Origin of the sequence: Acinetobacter sp. CS-2 (assembly GCF_016599715.1) — a bacterium.
In the GTDB taxonomy this organism is placed as follows: Bacteria; Pseudomonadota; Gammaproteobacteria; order Pseudomonadales; family Moraxellaceae; genus Acinetobacter.
In genome coordinates this window covers 161,713-179,022 of the sequence record NZ_CP067021.1, presented here as the reverse complement: position 1 = coordinate 179,022, position 17,310 = coordinate 161,713, and the positions used below count along the sequence as shown (strand labels likewise).

The 17,310-nt window shown below is 36.0% G+C and carries 9 protein-coding genes; 3 read left to right on the top strand and 6 right to left on the bottom strand.

Annotated features, from left to right (window positions below; genetic code table 11):
* Positions 1-51: 51 nt before the first annotated feature.
* Complete coding sequence (locus tag JFY49_RS16940) at positions 52-705, top strand: hypothetical protein (RefSeq protein ID WP_005005764.1); 654 nt, start codon at positions 52-54, stop codon at positions 703-705.
* A 65-nt stretch (positions 706-770) separates the two neighbouring features.
* Here JFY49_RS16940 and JFY49_RS16935 read toward each other — a convergent pair whose 3' ends face one another.
* From JFY49_RS16935 to JFY49_RS16910, 6 genes are all read right to left on the bottom strand, one after another.
* Entirely contained in the window at positions 771-1,283 is a 513-nt protein-coding gene (locus JFY49_RS16935; protein WP_077170163.1) for a hypothetical protein, read from the bottom strand.
* Between the two features lie 7 nt (positions 1,284-1,290).
* The gene (locus JFY49_RS16930) at positions 1,291-2,421 is read right to left on the bottom strand and encodes a hypothetical protein (protein ID WP_005005771.1); all 1,131 of its coding nucleotides are present in this window, start codon (positions 2,419-2,421) and stop codon (positions 1,291-1,293) included.
* Between the two features lie 685 nt (positions 2,422-3,106).
* Complete coding sequence (locus JFY49_RS16925) at positions 3,107-3,952, bottom strand: hypothetical protein (protein WP_024160863.1); 846 nt, start codon at positions 3,950-3,952, stop codon at positions 3,107-3,109.
* A gap of 125 nt (positions 3,953-4,077) precedes the next feature.
* Positions 4,078-4,635, bottom strand: coding sequence for a transporter (locus JFY49_RS16920; RefSeq protein ID WP_227609667.1), 558 nt, complete (start codon positions 4,633-4,635; stop codon positions 4,078-4,080).
* A gap of 37 nt (positions 4,636-4,672) precedes the next feature.
* On the bottom strand, positions 4,673-6,463 hold the full coding sequence (locus tag JFY49_RS16915) for a hypothetical protein (protein ID WP_005005779.1): 1,791 nt from the start codon (positions 6,461-6,463) through the stop codon (positions 4,673-4,675).
* A gap of 167 nt (positions 6,464-6,630) precedes the next feature.
* Positions 6,631-7,107, bottom strand: a complete 477-nt coding sequence (locus tag JFY49_RS16910) for a hypothetical protein (protein WP_005005780.1) — start codon at positions 7,105-7,107, stop codon at positions 6,631-6,633.
* 1,776 nt (positions 7,108-8,883) lie between these two features.
* On the opposite strand from JFY49_RS16910, the gene JFY49_RS16905 reads away from it, so the two are divergent.
* Together JFY49_RS16905 and JFY49_RS16900 are read left to right on the top strand one after the other, a co-directional pair.
* Positions 8,884-10,518 carry a hypothetical protein gene (locus JFY49_RS16905; protein WP_200224914.1) on the top strand — a complete coding sequence of 545 codons (1,635 nt, stop codon included), beginning with the start codon at positions 8,884-8,886 and terminating at the stop codon, positions 10,516-10,518.
* 31 nt (positions 10,519-10,549) lie between these two features.
* Positions 10,550-17,182, top strand: coding sequence for a strawberry notch C-terminal domain-containing protein (locus JFY49_RS16900; RefSeq protein WP_200224913.1), 6,633 nt, complete (start codon positions 10,550-10,552; stop codon positions 17,180-17,182).
* Positions 17,183-17,310: the final 128 nt, after the last annotated feature.

Here is a 17,310-nt window from a genome sequence, read left to right as displayed (position 1 = left end):
TATGATTATTGGTATTAACCAAAGTTTAAAACATATTGAAAGGTGTTTAAAATGACTAACTCTAAAACTAACGCTAAAACCAAAGAGAACCGCTTAAACCAAAATGGCAGTTTAAGCAAAACCGACCAACGCAAGCTTAAACCTATTTCTTTTTGCTTATTAGATACAGAACAAGTGACAATGCTGGAGAAAATTGAAAAGTTTCAATATGGCAATTTCTTTAAAAACATTATAGCTTCTATGACTGATGAAGAAGTTGAACAGATCGCGAATAGCAACAAGAAAAGCGATCCAATCATTCCTCAAAAATTACTAGATCTAAACATCACAAAAGGTTTCTTATCTTGTCGTTCAATTGCAAAGGTGCTTTTTAAACACAATAAAGTTGAATCTATGCTGCATGAGCTACGTAACTTTATCTCTGACGAATTCATTTTAAAGTTAGCTGAAGACCGCAACTTAACACTATCTATAAGCGACTCAGAAGTCGATTCTAATACCTCTTCAGGTATGTTTGATGATCGCTATGCGATGGCTGATACTGGCTATAAGAGCCGTACAACACCTGTTTTCAATCAGCAAAATATTGAATCTATAAAATCCATTGTTCGTGAACATGAGAAGCTTCCAAAACATGTCGAATTAGACAATGATTTCATTGAACAGTTTATGAATGACAATCCTGAAGTATTCGCAAAATTATAAAAACACAAACAAAAAAAACCATCTAATTTTTAGATGGTTTTTTTATGTCTTAATTATTTCTAGAATCAGCTATAAAGCTTCGCTGGCTCGTCTGCAACTGGTATCACTGGCTGTACTTCTTGCATAAGAATTTTAGTCACTTCATCCAGTGGTGCAATGTTGGAAGGTAAAAAATCTATTGCTTCAGGAAATTGTGATTTAAGGTAAGCATCTATGGCTTTGTGAATAGCTCGGTACCATTCTCGCGATTCGCTCTCTAAATTAAACATGCTTGAAATTGAAGCTTCTAGATCCGCAATATATTTACTTGGTAGTAAAGCTTTACGCTCCATATAAGCTTGATGTGCCATAGCAAGCCAGATAAAGCGATTTAATTCCTTACTACTTCCCTCTACGCTATTATCTTTAAAGTTCAACGTTCTAAATTTGCAAATGTGAAAATGTTGCTCACTAAAATATTTAAAGAAATCTTCATACTCAATTACAGAAATGGATTTTTGTAGCACCAATGGTATATCTAATGCGAGATCCACTTCGACTTTACGTGTACCAATGCCATTTTTAATAACAAATTTCATATTCACCTCAAAATAAATTAAATTGTTTAAAGGTGTCTTTATCATTAAAAGTAACCAGGTGATGCGATTCAATTAACGATTTAAGGTCCTTAGCCTGAGCAACTGGCTGTATTTCAATGCTGGCGATTTGTGCAGCTTCATGAATTAACCCTATGATTTGAGCACGGCTTTCTAAATATGCAGATAGATCGCGAGTTTCTTTGAATGAAGAAATGACAAAGTTAATATTCTTTTCTAAATTCTCACTCAAACTGCTTAGTGTTTGGTTAATTGGTGCATACTTTTCTATATGCTCTAAGACTGTTGCATGATCTAGAAAAAAACTAACTTCCAGCAATAATGAATTGTAAAAATCAATAAAGTTCGTTTCTTTTTCAAAGATGAAAATTTCTTGGCCATCTTCGTCATTAGGTATCTCAATTGAACCTTTTGAGATCTCAAAACTTTCATCCCCCAACAATGTATGCAGAATTCGGCCTAAGTGTTCTGCATGTGGTTTGCTGTTAGTAAAGTTGATTTTCAAGTTTTCATTTGAATCAGCAATACGGACTAAAATATAGTTTGTTGTGTGAAATAATTCATCTGCATTGTCAGTAAAATTTAACATTGAAATCTGATTATCTGTTCCAGCATCAGAATCAAGTTGCTTATCCAAAAATTCATGGTTATCAATAAAAAGCTTAGCTACACCGTTTGTAATAATGCTTTCGTATTCACCAAAGTTTTGTGCAAGGTATTCGCTCATTAAATTTGGCAGAACTTCTAATAAACTTTTTTTAAGATCCGATAATTCAATAGCAGAATTGAATAACGAATCTGGCACAAGGTTCTCTACCTCTTCATCAAGTGCTTCATCGTTTGGTGACAACCCTTTTTGCTGTGCAATTGCATTACGGAAGGAAGCCATAATTGAGATTGTCAAAATTGAAAGTGTTACCGTTTTAACCCATTCACTTTTCACATCGTTAGGCACGTAAAAAGCGCAATTACTAACCCACTGGTGGTTATGATTAAGAATCCGCTTTAAAGGGGTTTTAGTGGCTGGAAAAATTTCAAAGACAGTATTTAAGATTGGGTTTTTACCCAATTTGATGCTTTTATTATTACCGTAAAAATAGATGCTGCGAATATCAGACATAATATACTTTCTTAAACTTAACGTTGGTTACATATTATCACTGATTTAGTTTTAAAAAATATTTTTTAAAACTATTAATTTTATTTTTTTGTGTTTTAATTCTGCCCTTGTTCACTGCTTTTAAAACCCAAAAAAACAGGTAACTTTTGCTTAGGCTACGGTGGGAACTTGGTATTACAGTGTTATTTGGTAGCTAAAAAATTAAACATTGATAAACTATTGATAGTAAAAGAGATAAGGAATAGATAGATTTCTTTGCGTGTAGGGATATACTTTTCATCAAACATTTTGTTTATCGCATACAGAAGTGAAGAAAAACATAAAATGAATATGATGATTTGCAATATATATGATGGAGTATTGAGGGTTTCTGGTAGATATTTAATCTTGTATATCGTTGTATTTAAAAACATTTCAAACACAAAGAATACAACTACAAAGATGTAGCAAATATTGAAAATGGCAACTAAGTTGTATGCCGATTTGAGTACCAGGCCTGTCATCGATTGTTCACTTGAATCAATCTCACCCGTTTTTGGAATTTTAAAAAGCACAACGCATTCCAGTTTTAAGAGTGTATCTATTATACTTTTAGAATACCTTTTATCAACTATAAAACTTTGTTATTAAAATAAAAAAATGGCCTTTTAAGACCATTTTAAAACACCCTACCCTCCTTTTAAGACTAGCCGTTGTGCTTATCTTTAGAATCACGGTAAGTAGAGATATGGTAGAAGAAAAAGCACGATAAAAGTGAGAAAAGCACCACCCCGAACGTGTTCCAAAATCTGCTATTTGATAGTTCAGAAATACGTTTATTGATTTCTGAGATAACACATGGATTCGCTTTTGCAACTTCAACATTTACATTGCAGACTTCAGCATATTGGAATAGGAATGTTTTATGGCCAATATCATACATTTCTTGGATCTGGTTAATATTGGTCGTATTCAGAAGAACCATAACAAGAGAGATCAGTGCTACAAATATAGAGATAACAAGAAAGCACTTCACAATGATTTCACGAGCCACATCATCAACACCACTTAAATATCTTTCGAGCAATATATTTAGCTTAGTTCGACCATCAAGGATAATGTTATAGTCATGTTTTACTTCATTATTTCCTGTATGGTTTTGATTTGTTGGTTCAACAGGAATGTCAGATAATTCGGCTGGTAAAGTGACTGCAATTACATCTTTTTGTTCTTCAGGTGCTAAACTTTTATTGCTGCTGTTTGATACAAAATCTTTTAATAAGGGTACTGGCTCACTTTTAAGGTGTTCTGTTTTTACAACCTCGTGAGCCGACTCATTTGCATCGAATAAGATCTTGTCTGTTCTTTCTGGATGCTTGAGATGTATATATTGATAAATAAAATAATTGATCTTTTGCTGTAAGACCGGGCTTTTATCAACTTCACTTTCCACATCTGCACCAAAAGTCTCAGTTATAGATGATTTTAATTCTTGTACTTCGGATTGATTCAGCAATTGATATAGTTCATATATTGTTTTAGAACTGATCATGATAAAACCCACATTAATATTCATTAAACTGTTAGTAGTATATAGAATGTGGTTTTAAAATAAATAGGTATGTTTTAAGAATAAAAAAAACCGCCTTTTAAGGACGGTTTTAAAAGGGGGTTTAATTAGTATAAACAGTTGCCGTTTGCACCAATAGAGCGTCCATTCTGGCTTAAATACCGTTGTACGGTGTTAGCAACATCTCTTGGGAGTTGATTATTCACTTTTTGTATAACATCGACTTTGTATTTATTCTGACAACTCACAATACCAGCCAACATGTTATTGATCAGTGATGTATTGTCTTTACCATCCAATTTACGTGTTTCTTCGTTTATCACTATGAATTGAACAATATTTAGATAGTTATTCGTGAGGTTGTCACCACTTTTTGATGACTTGTTTAGATTCTCAATGGTCGAATTCAAGTTATTCATTCGTGCTTCAAGGCCAGAATCACCAGTGACATTTGCATTATTGTTTTGGTAACGCGTAGCTGTGGTGTTCCGATTAGAATTATATTGTCTTTGCTGTATCGGCTGTTGCTGAACCTGAACTGGTGCTTGCTGTTGAATTTGACCAGGTGCTTGCTGTTGTTGAGCTGGCACTTGCTGAGTTGAATCTTCATTTGAAGTTGCTTTTTTATACCAATCACTAAAATCGGCATTTGCACTACTACTCAATATAGTAGCCGTAAAAATTGCACATAAATAAAGTTTATTATTCATTGTCTGAACTCTCTTTACCGTTGTAGTTCGCTGGACTAATAGCTTTTAAACTGAACTCATTTGCAAGTTTCCACAACCGCATAAATGTCTTTTGCTTTTCTTGTACCCAATAGTCCTTATCTTTTTTTAGAAGATTCTTTAATACATCTGAGTTCAAGTGGAAATTATCATCAAAAAAATGTTCAAACAGGAGTTCTGTTAAATAGTTTTGAGTTAACGTTTTTTTATTTTCATTACCCGTACCAAAGAATATTTGGCAAAGCTTTGTGCTTTCACACACGAGATCTATGTATTTTTTCTCGTCTGCATTTCGCTGGTGGCGCAAATGAGGATGTGTAATAAAAATAGAATTACGTATGAAAGCATAATCAATAATTACAGTAGCTTCCGTTTTCTTTGAAATGTACTCAGCGTTTGTAAGAATTTCACAAGTGGTAACATCAACTTTGTCGCGAATATTAATGAATTCGCTTGAGAAAGTAGATGCACTTTTGTTTTCGATCTCAACTTTCTTATCACGATTTCTCAGATAAAGTAAATTATCTGCTTGCTTCATATCGTTTAGGAATCTTTCAAAGAAGTGATTACTTTTATATAGATCTTCTAGAGCTCGCGTAACATAAGACGCAACCAAATTAAGATTTTTAGCTAAATATGATGGTCCATTCTTAGTTGTATAAGCAGCTAAACGATCCTTAACAAGTTCTATTACTTTTTCAGGTTCACCATTATTCAATCGAATTGCTGAAGTGAAGAGCGCATTACTGATTTTAAGCTCATTGCCCTGTTCATCCTGAACCTTTGCACACATTTCATTTAATGTATTAAGCGCTTTACGATAGTTGGACTTCAACTGAATCTGAAAACGATAATTGCAAAAATTGTCACGATCTGGTGTACGCTTATTGCATGGTTCATACTTAACAGAAATAAATAATTCAATAGATGGATTGTTATTCAGTCTTTCTAATGAAACAAGAAGTCGTTTACGGTAAAAATCACTTGCTTTGTATTTAAATTCTACTGAAAACTCGGTTAATGCTTTGAAGTCAATGTAAGGAATAACCACTTCGCCACGAAACTCATTGATCTTCATCAAGTTATACATATAAAGATCAAAACGGTCCTTAAATCCAAGAACCGTTAAAGTGTCGAGAACTGTGTAGCGCCCCTTTTTATCAAAATCTAATTCAGATAGATTGGCAATCAACGTTTCTTCAAGCTGATAGCAAATAAACGCATTGTTATCTAATTCAAAATAGCCCGTACTGGCAAACATTCTTTTATGAGTTACGCTGTCTACGTCATTTCTTGAAAATGGTTCGCTGTCCATTTGGCGTAAAGAGCTCATTGGTAGCATCACTTTACCAACACTATTTAGCGTATTCCATGCCAAAGATTTGATACGGCCATTGCTAAGGTAATTAGCTTTATTTTTGAATAAAAGAATTTGACGGATGTATTCAAAATTCAGAACAAAGTTGTTCGCTAGTTGTAATGCTTCAATTTGGGATAATTCAGGTTTTTCAGCGATAACGCGCTGCAGCTGATGTGCATACTTATTTTTGGCATTCACCAACATTAAGTAAAAAATGAATTGATCAACAACTGGAATATCTAGATAACATTCGACTATGAAATTACTGATTTTGTTGCCGTAACCCAAGAGATCCATGGTTTTTGTTTCGGCATTAATAATTGAGTCTTTGATTGACTGCGATAGTCCAAAAATTTCATCTTCTGAAATTCCTTTACTTATGCAGACTTGTGAAGAATCTTGCATAACTGCTCCACTTTAGACAACGTACAACGTACATTGCCTGAGATTGAATTAAAAAATAAAAATAAAAATATATTTGCAACCCAACTAACGTTGTAGTCTTTTCGCTTTAAAGCTGTGTATATACTAACTAAATTTTAGACAATAAAAAAGCCTCGTCAGAGGCTTAATTACGCAATTAACATTATTTGTTGACCGATCTGCGGTAACTCTAGTTTAGAAGTAGTGAACCTGTATGGTAGCTTCTCATATATGCTTTTAAAACTAAGAGAATTTCTAAAAAAATCAAAGCTTTTAGTGAGTTTAAAAGTAATATCGCCACTTGATAAGATTTGAATTTCGTCAATCATAGGTGCTGCAGCTTGCTTCGCATCTGTATCAATCATAAATGATAAATCACAAGCTTCACGCATGATCTGGTTGATAGTTTTCTTATTAAAATCTAGACCTGTAACGTGGTTAACTTTTTCAGCTGATACAACGTATCTACCGTCTTCTGCAGAATAAAATGCATTTAAATTATCAACTAGAATAAGCAATTCGGCAGATAAAACACCTTTTAGCAAAATATCAGACGAGCCAGAGCTAAACACATTGAAGTCAATGAGTATTTTTTGATGTCTAAGACTAAATGATTGATATTGCATATCTCGAATTCCCATAGGCATTCTGAGTAGACATTATAGCATCAATTCGTTAATTAGACTACGATTAAAAGCATTTTTAACAGTAATTTCTTAATAAATAAGACTATGAAAAACAGTGCCTTATATGAGTAATATTCACAATTACAATGTAAGTTAACCAATGTAATACTTGATCAAATAAATATGTGCTCAAGATAGGCACCCAGCGAAACTTTTTTATAAATGGTTTGTAAACTTTCTTCCGTCCTAATGACGTAAGTTATTGTTTTATAGTGGTGCCAAAATACGAGCGAAACTTTTTTATAAATGGGTTGTAAACTTTCTTCCGTCCTAATGATGTAAGTTGTTGATTTATAGTGCTGGCAAATTTCGAGCGAAACTTTTTTATAAATGGGTTGTAAACTTTCTTCCGTCCTAATGATGTAAGTTGTTGATTTATAGTGCTGGCAAATTTCGAGCGAAAGTTTTTTATAAATGGGTTGTAAACTTTCTTCCGTCCTAATGATGTAAGTTGTTGATTTATAGTGCTGGCAAATTTCGAGCGAAAGTTTTTTATAAATGGGTTGTAAACTTTCTTCCGTCCTAATGATGTAAGTTGTTGATTTATATTGCTGGCAAATTTCGAGCGAAAGTTTTTTATAAGTGGGTGTAAACTTTCTTCCGTCCTAATGATGTAAGTTGTTGATTTATAGTGGTGCCAAAATACGAGCGAAAGTTTTTTATAAATGGGTTGTAAACTTTCTTCCGTCCTAATAGCGTAAGTTATTGATTTTACTTTTTTGTCCAGATCCAATAGCTCAACTATCATAGATAGTATGTTTAGTATGTTTTAAGGTTAGGTTATAACTTTTTGGCTGTACCTAACTTCCAGCGAAAGTTTTTTATAAATGGGTTGTAAACTTTCTTCCGTCCTAATGACGTAAGTTATTGATTTATAGTTGTGTCAAAATACGAGCGAAAGTTTTTTATAAGTGGATGTAAACTTTCTTCCGTCCTAATGGCGTAACTCATTGATTTTCTGTTATAGTCTGAACTCAGCGAAAGTTTTTTATAAATGGGTTGTAAACTTTCTTCCGTCCTAATGGCGTAAGTTATTGATTTGTCGTAAAACAAGCTAAATAGCGATCGTTGGGTCATATATAAGGGCTATTCCTCATAAAATCTGAAAGTCTTTATTATCAAGGCTCTCAGGAAATTGGAGAAGTTATCCGCAACGTTTTGAATTTAATTTGCGCTCAAATGAATTTAATTTGCGCTGGAAGTATTTTTTATTCTATTTAATTTTATTATAAACAGCGACTTACAACACTTGCTAGTTTGCAAATTTCCAATATTGCAAAAAGCTAAAAAATGAACAATATTTTACTCATATTTTTAAATTCATTCTAATATACAAGAACTTAATTTGTGGATAGAATTTAATAGGAAAGTGGATAAAAACATCAAAAACCAGCTAAAAACGCCTTATTTTCTAAAAATTCAAATTCAATTTGCGCTCAAATGAATTTGATTTTCGCTCGTACCATTTGTGTTTTTCCGTACTAATCCTGTAATATCATGAAAAATAAGCATAAAAAATGTCCCTAATTAACTTCCCTTAATTAGAAAGATAATAAACAAAAAATTTCTTTTTAAAAATTTACTCTTAAACTTTTTAATATATTTTTTAATTTTTTATTTGCCTCCTTAGTATATACCAATGAGGTTTTGTAGTATTTTATAAATAGCTTGAGTCAATGACCAGCAATCAAAAATATAAAGCGTGGAATTTAAGAAATGAGTAAAAGTGATAATACGATTAAACGTATCGTCATGACTGTAGATCAATTTTACAAACATGATGAACAAGACGAGCTGTATGCATACGGCTTTGATATGTCTACCAATGAACCAGTTCGCATACGAATGAGTTCATCTGAAGAATTCACGAAGATCATTAATAAACTCAACAAGCATCATACTGAGAATGTTTCAGTAGATGAAGTCCACGCAAAATTTGATTCTGGACGTAACCAACGTACTTCATTAGACACACATAATCGCGGTGCTAACCGTGGTCGAATTATCTGTTTTGACAAATGTGTTGACTCACCCTACGAATCTCTTGACGGTTATAAAACTTATGTTGCTCAGTGGTGCAACGTAATGAGTAACAACCCGAATTCACAATTAATCAAAGCAGTCACTTCTATCAATGTGCATCAACAAAAAAACGGCGATTTCTTTGTTAAAGCTCAAATCATTGAAGATGCAGCACATATGCAAGTGCCCAATGTAAAAATTAATTCTCCAGCACTTCATAACGCTATTATTAAAAATAATTTACAGCTTCTTGTTAAATCTTTATCGAATAGTACTGACAACCAACCTGAGCGCATTCCATTTTCAAAAATTGTTGTGCGCTATGAGTCTGGTTCTGTATTAACTACAATCCCATTGATTCCAACCTATGACAGTGCTGATCGTGAAAGTGTTAAGCAATTCGCTAAGCCAGATCCGTTGATGGAACGTGGCGGTATTGATAAAACTAAAAAGTCTTATCGGGTTGCTAAAGATCCGATTGAAAGTATCAAAGATATTTTGAACGGCAATGACTTTCACACCGCAACATTTGATCCAAATTTTGTACCATCCAACCAGTATGAAAAAGACCAGTTCGATAAACAGGCTCAGAACGTTTATGTTATGGACCAGGCCCGTATTGCCCTGTTTGCATTACTTGGCGATCGACAAATTAAAGTGTTCTACAATGAAGATGTAGACAAAGAAAAAAATCAAAATTTAAAACGTCTTTACGCTGGCTTGGTGAGTCAAAAATTACTGCCTGAGGTTTATCATGGCCAACAACTACAACTAGGTGCGCTTTACAAAGACACGTTCTTAAAGAAATTTTTCAACAATAAAACGCCTCACGCTGGTTTTCGCAAGGTAGATCCAGAAATAGATTTACGTACTGGTGAGGGTGTTCGTGGTGTTGGTGCACCTCCCCTAGTGAATCAATTTACCGATGACTACGGCAATCCAAAACCGCACGACTTAAATCCTCAATTTTTAAGTCAAGTTGATCGTCAGACCATGAATAAATTGACGCATGCAAAACAGCAATTTGCTGAAGCGTTTATTGTTATTCAACCACACCAACGGAACTCGAATAATTGTTTTGTCTCGTTTATCGAGCCTGTTGAACTTACTCAAACCCGTATGAATGCGTTGAACTTTTCAGAAATTACGGTAGAGCATGTACAGCAACATAAAGCTTCAATCGATAGTCCGTTATCTAAGAACTTCAACCACGATCTTTTACCTGATCCGCAAGAGTTAATGATGAAAGTCAGACAGCCAGAAATGGATGTTAAGAAAAGCCAAGAAAAGGCTGCGACTTCTGATGTCTATAACGACATGACTTTTTAATCAAATAAAATAATTCTTCTTCAGGTTCGCTATGACTACTCATGATTTAAACGAAAAAATTAAATGGATCGACTTATCACAAGCTGGTGTATATCTCGATGTACGGCGTGTTGGCCAGACGGATAGCCAATTACTTTTATTGGACGTTCAAAAAAAACTATCTAAAGAAAATTTGAATAACATTGGTTTTACACCGATGAAGTTTGAGGCTTATCCTCACTTTGACGGTCACTTGTATCAATACAATTTGAATGAAACGATCAAACCAAGACTGTTTCATGAAGTTTTGGGTATTCCAAAAGAATTTATCCGTAGTGTGCTTGCGACTCGCCAAGAATTGCATGATTTATTCAATGCCCAAGCAAAAACATTGGTGCCACAACGATTGAACGTTGCGTTGAATAGTGCAACTCCACTCGGTTATAACTCTGATGGCAACAAAATCTATGCTTCAGCTCATAACCGTTTTTACGTGAATGCCCAAGGTACGCAAATACCTGAAGGTCCTAATGATCAGCCGTCTAGTCTGTACTTACGTGCGACCAAGCAAAAAGATTTAAAAGAATGCTTAAGAGGCTATATCTATCAATTAGAACATGAAACAAAGAGCCATAATCACCAGGACTTTTTAAAGTTTTTAGCTCTAATCACGCAAGCCAAAAATGCTGACGTTGATGTATCCAAGGTAACAGATAAACAGATCCATACTGCAGAAGAAGCGCTTGAAACAGTGATGGTCGAAAAGTTAGGTGAGCTTGATTTTACTGAGAGCTCATTTAAAACGAGTTTAGCGTTATACAATCGCATGCCGACTAAGACCATGCGAAACAATACGATTCGTATGTTACAGCAATATTCGACTCCAATCCCGATGTCACTTGTGGCTCAGCGCTTATTGATTGAGGGTGATAACCGAACAAAACAAAACTTTTCCGTGCTCGAGCCAACTGTGGGTAATGGATCTTTAATCGGTTTATTAACCCAAGAGCGTAATGCTTCTGTCTATGCGGTTGAGTTAGATCCCAAACGTGCTGAACGTACAAAAGCACTGACTCAAAATTATGAATGCACGGTTGTTACTGCAGATGCTACACAAATTGATTTTGAGCAAACGTTTAAGCAAAAAGTTGACTATGTGATTGCCAACCCTCCTTTTGGTGCTATGGATAAACTAGAACGTGTTGCACCAATTTTGGTTCAACAGCGTAACGGCGTAGATCCAAACCCATTATTGGTAGATCCATCAGAAAACGTCTGGTTCAGTACGGATAAATTGGACCATGCCATTCTGGTTAAATCACTAAACGCACGAAACGATCAAGGGCGTTCAGTTTTCATTATTGGCTCAGATAAACAGATTTCAGATGGTACGGTTGAGCGTAAATCAAAGAATTTACTTAATTATCTCTATAAGCATTATGAAGTTGAGGCGGTTGTAGAAATCCACGGCAATGCATATGCACGAAACGGCGCTAATCAAAATGTTCGTATGTTAGTGGTAGGCAATCGTAAAAACGAACAAGCGTTACTACAAACTTACCAATCTTCTGTGGTACCAGATAAGTTGAAAGTCATTACGGACTATGACGAACTTTGGGGATGGGCTAATAACGTAATCTATAATCGTTTGAATCCGAATAAGGATCTATACTTCAAGCCAACTACTCCGACTCCAGTTGAGCAACAAGCACAACAAGCACCAGTGGTTGAACCTGTTGTTGAGGTTAAGCCTGTTGAAAAAGAAAATGACGATTTGTTTGCCAGTCTAGGTGATGAACAGCCTGTTTCGCCACTTGAAGATATTGCATCAAGTGTAACGCCTACGTCTGCAGTCACTATGTTTGATGAAGTCGTGGTCGCTAAAGAAGAAGAGATTAAGCAAGAGGAAGCTGTCAAACCAAAACCGATGTTTGGTCGTAAACCTAAATCAAAACCGAATAAAGTTTCTTTTGACTTTGGAACCGTTGAAGTTAGTACGCAAACAACCAGTTCAGATGATGATGTACCTACACCAACTGAAGCTACACCAACGTTTGAAAATGAAAATGACAATGATTTCGTGCCTGAGGTAAAGAATCCGCACGAGAACCAAAATCAGGATGAAGACCTTGACGATGACGTTAATCTTCAAGTAGGTGATACCACGGCGACCAATGAGGGTGAAACACCTGAACAAACACCAGCTGAAGAACCAGCGGTAGAGCAAGTAAAACAGGAACCGGGTTTAACTGCTGAAGAGATTGCTAAGTTAAATTCTGAATTAGCGATCGGTACTGAGCAAAAAGAAGAACCGACTGTTGAATCTGACCAATCAAATTTACAGCCGATTGTTCCTGTTCCTAATGCTGAAAACACAACAGAACCAACTCCGGAAAATATATACCAAGTTAAGTATATACCGATGTCTATGGCATCTGAGCCAATTGCTTTAGTGGCTAAAAACCAGATTAAAGCGATTAATCAGGCAAATGCTCAATTGACTACACACATCCAAAATGTATTAGGTTTTGGGGGTATCAATTTCCAAGCTGAAGTCGATAATGGTAACTACCCTACTCTTGTTGATGCCTATGTCGCTAAGAAATTGCAATATGACAATTTTGATGCACTAAAGTCCGCTTTTGCATGTGAACAGGTCGATGCGGTTGCCCATATCATTTTACGTTTTGACCAAAACTTACCTGTGCTTATTGGCGACCAGACGGGTTTAGGTAAAGGTCGTATTGCAGCTGCGTGTTTACGATATAGTGCGTTAAGAGGAAAGCCCCCTGTTTTCCTTACAGATACAACGCAACTCTTGAACGACATTTGGCGTGATATTGTTGCTACAGACAGTGACAAGTTCTTTAAAGATCCGTTTATCTTTAACTCGGATGCTGTGATTAACCGCTTTGGTACTGAAGAGGTTTTATTCACTGGCCAAGATCTGCCTAAGGAAATTGAAGATATTCCAGCGCAACATGACTTGGTATTGGCAACGTATAGCCAATTTAACCGACCAAACCGGAAACGTGCGTTATTGACTCGTTTTATTAATCAAGACACTGTTTTGGTGATGGATGAAACGCACCGTGCAGCATCCTTGAAATCAGCTACAAGTCAATTTTTCTTAGATGTTATTGATCAGACCAATCTAATTAATTTCCAGTCTGCATCGGCAATTAAGAAACCTGAAAATCTTGAATTCTTCCATAAATTGTTCCCTCGATCCGTATCTCGTAATGACTTACAAAAGGTTATCGAAAATGCAGATGGTCCAATTTTGGAGTTTATTTCTGAAGGTTTGGTAGACAGCTCTGCCATGATTCGTAGAGAGCAAGATCTCTCGCACATTACCATTCAAACCTTTGTGCCAACTGAAGAGGAAATTAAGAAATTTCACAATTACTCAGATGTTCTTTCTGACATCTTGACGGACATGGTGAAATTTTCTAAAGATATTCGCCTCGATGCGCTAGAAAACATTGCCAATGATGATGATGCTGTTGCCAATTTAGACTTTCATCAGGATTCAGACGATCCGAAAAACCGTTTAAGTTTGAGTGTGATGAACTTTGGATCTCGAATGTACCAGATCCAAAAGCAATTCCTATTGGCATTGAAAACTGACTCTACAAGTGATGCTGTGATTCAGGCATTACATGAGGGTAGAAAGCCCGTGATTGGTTTGGAAAATACGGGTGAGAGTCTATTCAACATTTTGATGCAAAGTCGCATGGAAGCGATTTTAAAAGCAGATACGGCGCAAGACGTTACCGCTGATTCGCCTGAAAAAGAAAAAGCGTTTAATAACTTCAAGTCGGTATCGTCAGAAATTGAATTTCTTGAAAATGAGCTTCAAAAACTCATGATCAAAGAAAACCGTGACGCTGGCGATGAAAAAGCAGCGAAAAATATTCAAAAGGAATTGACTAAGCTTGAAGATAAGCGCGGTAGCTATCTGCAAAGTCAAATTTCTGTTTTAGATGAACTCCCACAATTCCGTGACTTGCTTGAAGTGATGTTAGATCGCATCGATGTGGTGAAAGCTGAAGATAACTACGGTAACTCGTTCGTTAAGAAGCTCAGTACGGAAGTGACATTTAATGAAAACGGCGATCCAGTGGTAAGTCCGTATAAAATCATTTTGGATCGTATCAAAGAAAAGATTCAAAAGTTCCCTGATCTACCTTTGATGCCTTTGGACGTACTACGTAACAAGGTGACAAAAGCTGGCTTCAAGATTGATGAAATCTCTGGCCGTCAGATCCACTTAACGGAAACAAGAGACGGCAAATGGAAGGTTAATAAACAAGAGAACAATACGACACAAGGTAAGATTTTGGTTCAATCAAAATTCCAATCTGGTGAAATCGATGTTGTTATTGTGACTCGCTCTGGTTGTACGGGTATTTCTCTACATGCAGCCAAAAACCCTGATCCTACAATTCCATCGGATCACTTGCGCCAACGTGAGTTGTTTTTCTTGCAAAAACCTGAGAACTCTACCGATACGATTCAGATGATCGGTCGTGTGGGTCGCCGTGGTGAAGAATCACATCCGATTATGACGACAGTAGATTCGGGTATTCCAGCAGAAACACGTATGCACTTAATGATGATGCGTAAACTGTCTACCCTATCAGCGAACGTCTCTGCCAACTCAGAAACCAAGTTTAACGAAAACGATTATCCTGACATGCTCAACTACATTGGCAACCGGGTATCGTTGGACTATTTGAAAAATAACGTGAACTTGGCGAACACACTTGATATTGATATTTCGGATGATGAAAAAGGACCATCGTATCGCACGGCGCAAAACTATCATGTGAACCAGTTGCTATCTAAACTGATTTTGATGCCGATTAGTCAGCAAGAACAGGTTTATCAAGACTTGGTTGTTGACTATAACGATAAGATCCGTGAATTAGACTTGTTGGGTCGTAACCCACTCAAGACCAACTTTTTAGACTGGAAAGCTAAAAAAGTCCGTGAGTTTGAAGTGAAGGACAACTTCTTTACCGTGACTTCAGAAACAGAAGCAGCCAAGATCAATACCTTTGATCTACCTGTGCGTTTTGAAGGTCTGCAATACATTGAACATGTTGAGCCATTACGTGCTGACAATCTAAAACTCATGTTCAAAGAAAGTGATGATTATCTGGTGCGTCAATTTAAACGTATCAATGAAAACATCAATGAAACGGTAAACGGACTACTACACTATGCCTATAACTTTGAGGCATTGATGTACCAAAAATATGAAGGCTTTGCTAAGCAAAAGTTATTTTTCAAAAGTGGGCAAATGCGTGGTGAAGTAATTCGTGATTATCGACACGAAGTATTTGATCATTTCGGTGTTGTTGAAGCCAATGTAAAACACATTGATGATATTCAATTTCGTAAACCTGATGATCACTCTGCAGATGCCTTTGAGAAAGTAGCTGAAGCGGTTTATCTAGCCAATGATCCTATTTTGACCTCTAACTTTGATCGCATGTATCGAATTGTTCAGGATCTAAAATTCTTGGCTCGTTCTATGGAAAGGAACGAAAAAGAAGGTCATTCAGCGCATGGGTTATTGTTCCTTATCTCAAAACCTAGTCTTTTTGATGATGAAGTGACGCCAGATCACAAAACAGGTGCTTTGCTACGTCTAGACCTACCGCCGTTACGTGGAGGTGCAATCACACCGAATGCGGTTAAGCTTGATTTGGTTTACCCTGGTGATAAGAAGTCGTTTAAAGTTCCACTGATCAATTACACCATGCAAAATGCCAAGCAAGACTTGGATTGGGTAGCTCCAGTGAGTGAAAAAGGACGTATTATCCTAAAACGCTTCAATCCTGAATTTTATTCTTATGCTGATGTGAATAGACGTCATGTTGAGGATCGTCAACCCTTGGTGAACTTATTTACTGAACAAAACAATTATTCCCGTTATACGCGTACCTATTTTGAAAAAGCGCCGTCTGGTGATGTCACACGACAAGCGATTACCTTAACGGGCAATATGTTCAAGGCACATAAGATTGTCAGCTCACTAGATCTACGACATTCAACCGTTATATTTACCGATGCTGATGGTATGCGTAACCGTGCGTTATTATTGCCATCAAATACACCAACTGACTTGTTTGAAAGCTCTCTTGAAAACCAAGTGACGTTTAAGCAAGTTAAAGAGATTGCGAACTTCTTTAATCAATTGCCTGTAAACATTGATTTCAACCGCAATAACTATGTGGGTACTAAGGTTAATTTCCCGTACAAGAAAGCAAGTATTGAGTTCTACTACAACGGTTCAGACTGCTTTAATGTGACGGTAAAATCTGTTGCAAAACAGTTCAATCGTTTTATGTCGAATACCAACGTATTCCATGATCCTAAAGGCGGTAAAACAGATGAATCGTTGAACATCCACTTTACTGAGCCAGGCCGTAATGAGTTTAGATTTGCGCTTGATCTCAAGGATGTTGAACGCTTTGTTGACGAGCTGGACAGTACAACCAAAATTGAAGCTGCCTTTTTGGATTTAAAATCTAAGCTTCCTGATGGTAATGGTTACTTTTTAAATGAAATTAACCGTATGCTTAATCCTGCAGAAGAGCCAGCTTATAAGGCTGAGTTACATGAGGGTAAAACCCTAGATAACGATCAAGAAATCCAGCAATTATCTTTCTAAAACCCTCCCTTAAAAGGTATATACCAGACCATACGTGAATAACAATTACGTGTGGTCTAGTTCGTATATACCATGTATCATATCTGTGACGATCACATTGACGTTTTAAAAAACAAATACAGGTATTT

Coding starts and splice junctions, on each gene's coding strand:
- JFY49_RS16940 (WP_005005764.1), top strand. CDS start 52: ATGACTAACTCTAAAACTAACGCTAAAACCAAAGAGAACCGCTTAAAC.
- JFY49_RS16935 (WP_077170163.1), bottom strand. CDS start 1,283: ATGAAATTTGTTATTAAAAATGGCATTGGTACACGTAAAGTCGAAGTG.
- JFY49_RS16930 (WP_005005771.1), bottom strand. CDS start 2,421: ATGTCTGATATTCGCAGCATCTATTTTTACGGTAATAATAAAAGCATC.
- JFY49_RS16925 (WP_024160863.1), bottom strand. CDS start 3,952: ATGATCAGTTCTAAAACAATATATGAACTATATCAATTGCTGAATCAA.
- JFY49_RS16915 (WP_005005779.1), bottom strand. CDS start 6,463: ATGCAAGATTCTTCACAAGTCTGCATAAGTAAAGGAATTTCAGAAGAT.
- JFY49_RS16910 (WP_005005780.1), bottom strand. CDS start 7,107: ATGCAATATCAATCATTTAGTCTTAGACATCAAAAAATACTCATTGAC.
- JFY49_RS16905 (WP_200224914.1), top strand. CDS start 8,884: ATGAGTAAAAGTGATAATACGATTAAACGTATCGTCATGACTGTAGAT.
- JFY49_RS16900 (WP_200224913.1), top strand. CDS start 10,550: ATGACTACTCATGATTTAAACGAAAAAATTAAATGGATCGACTTATCA.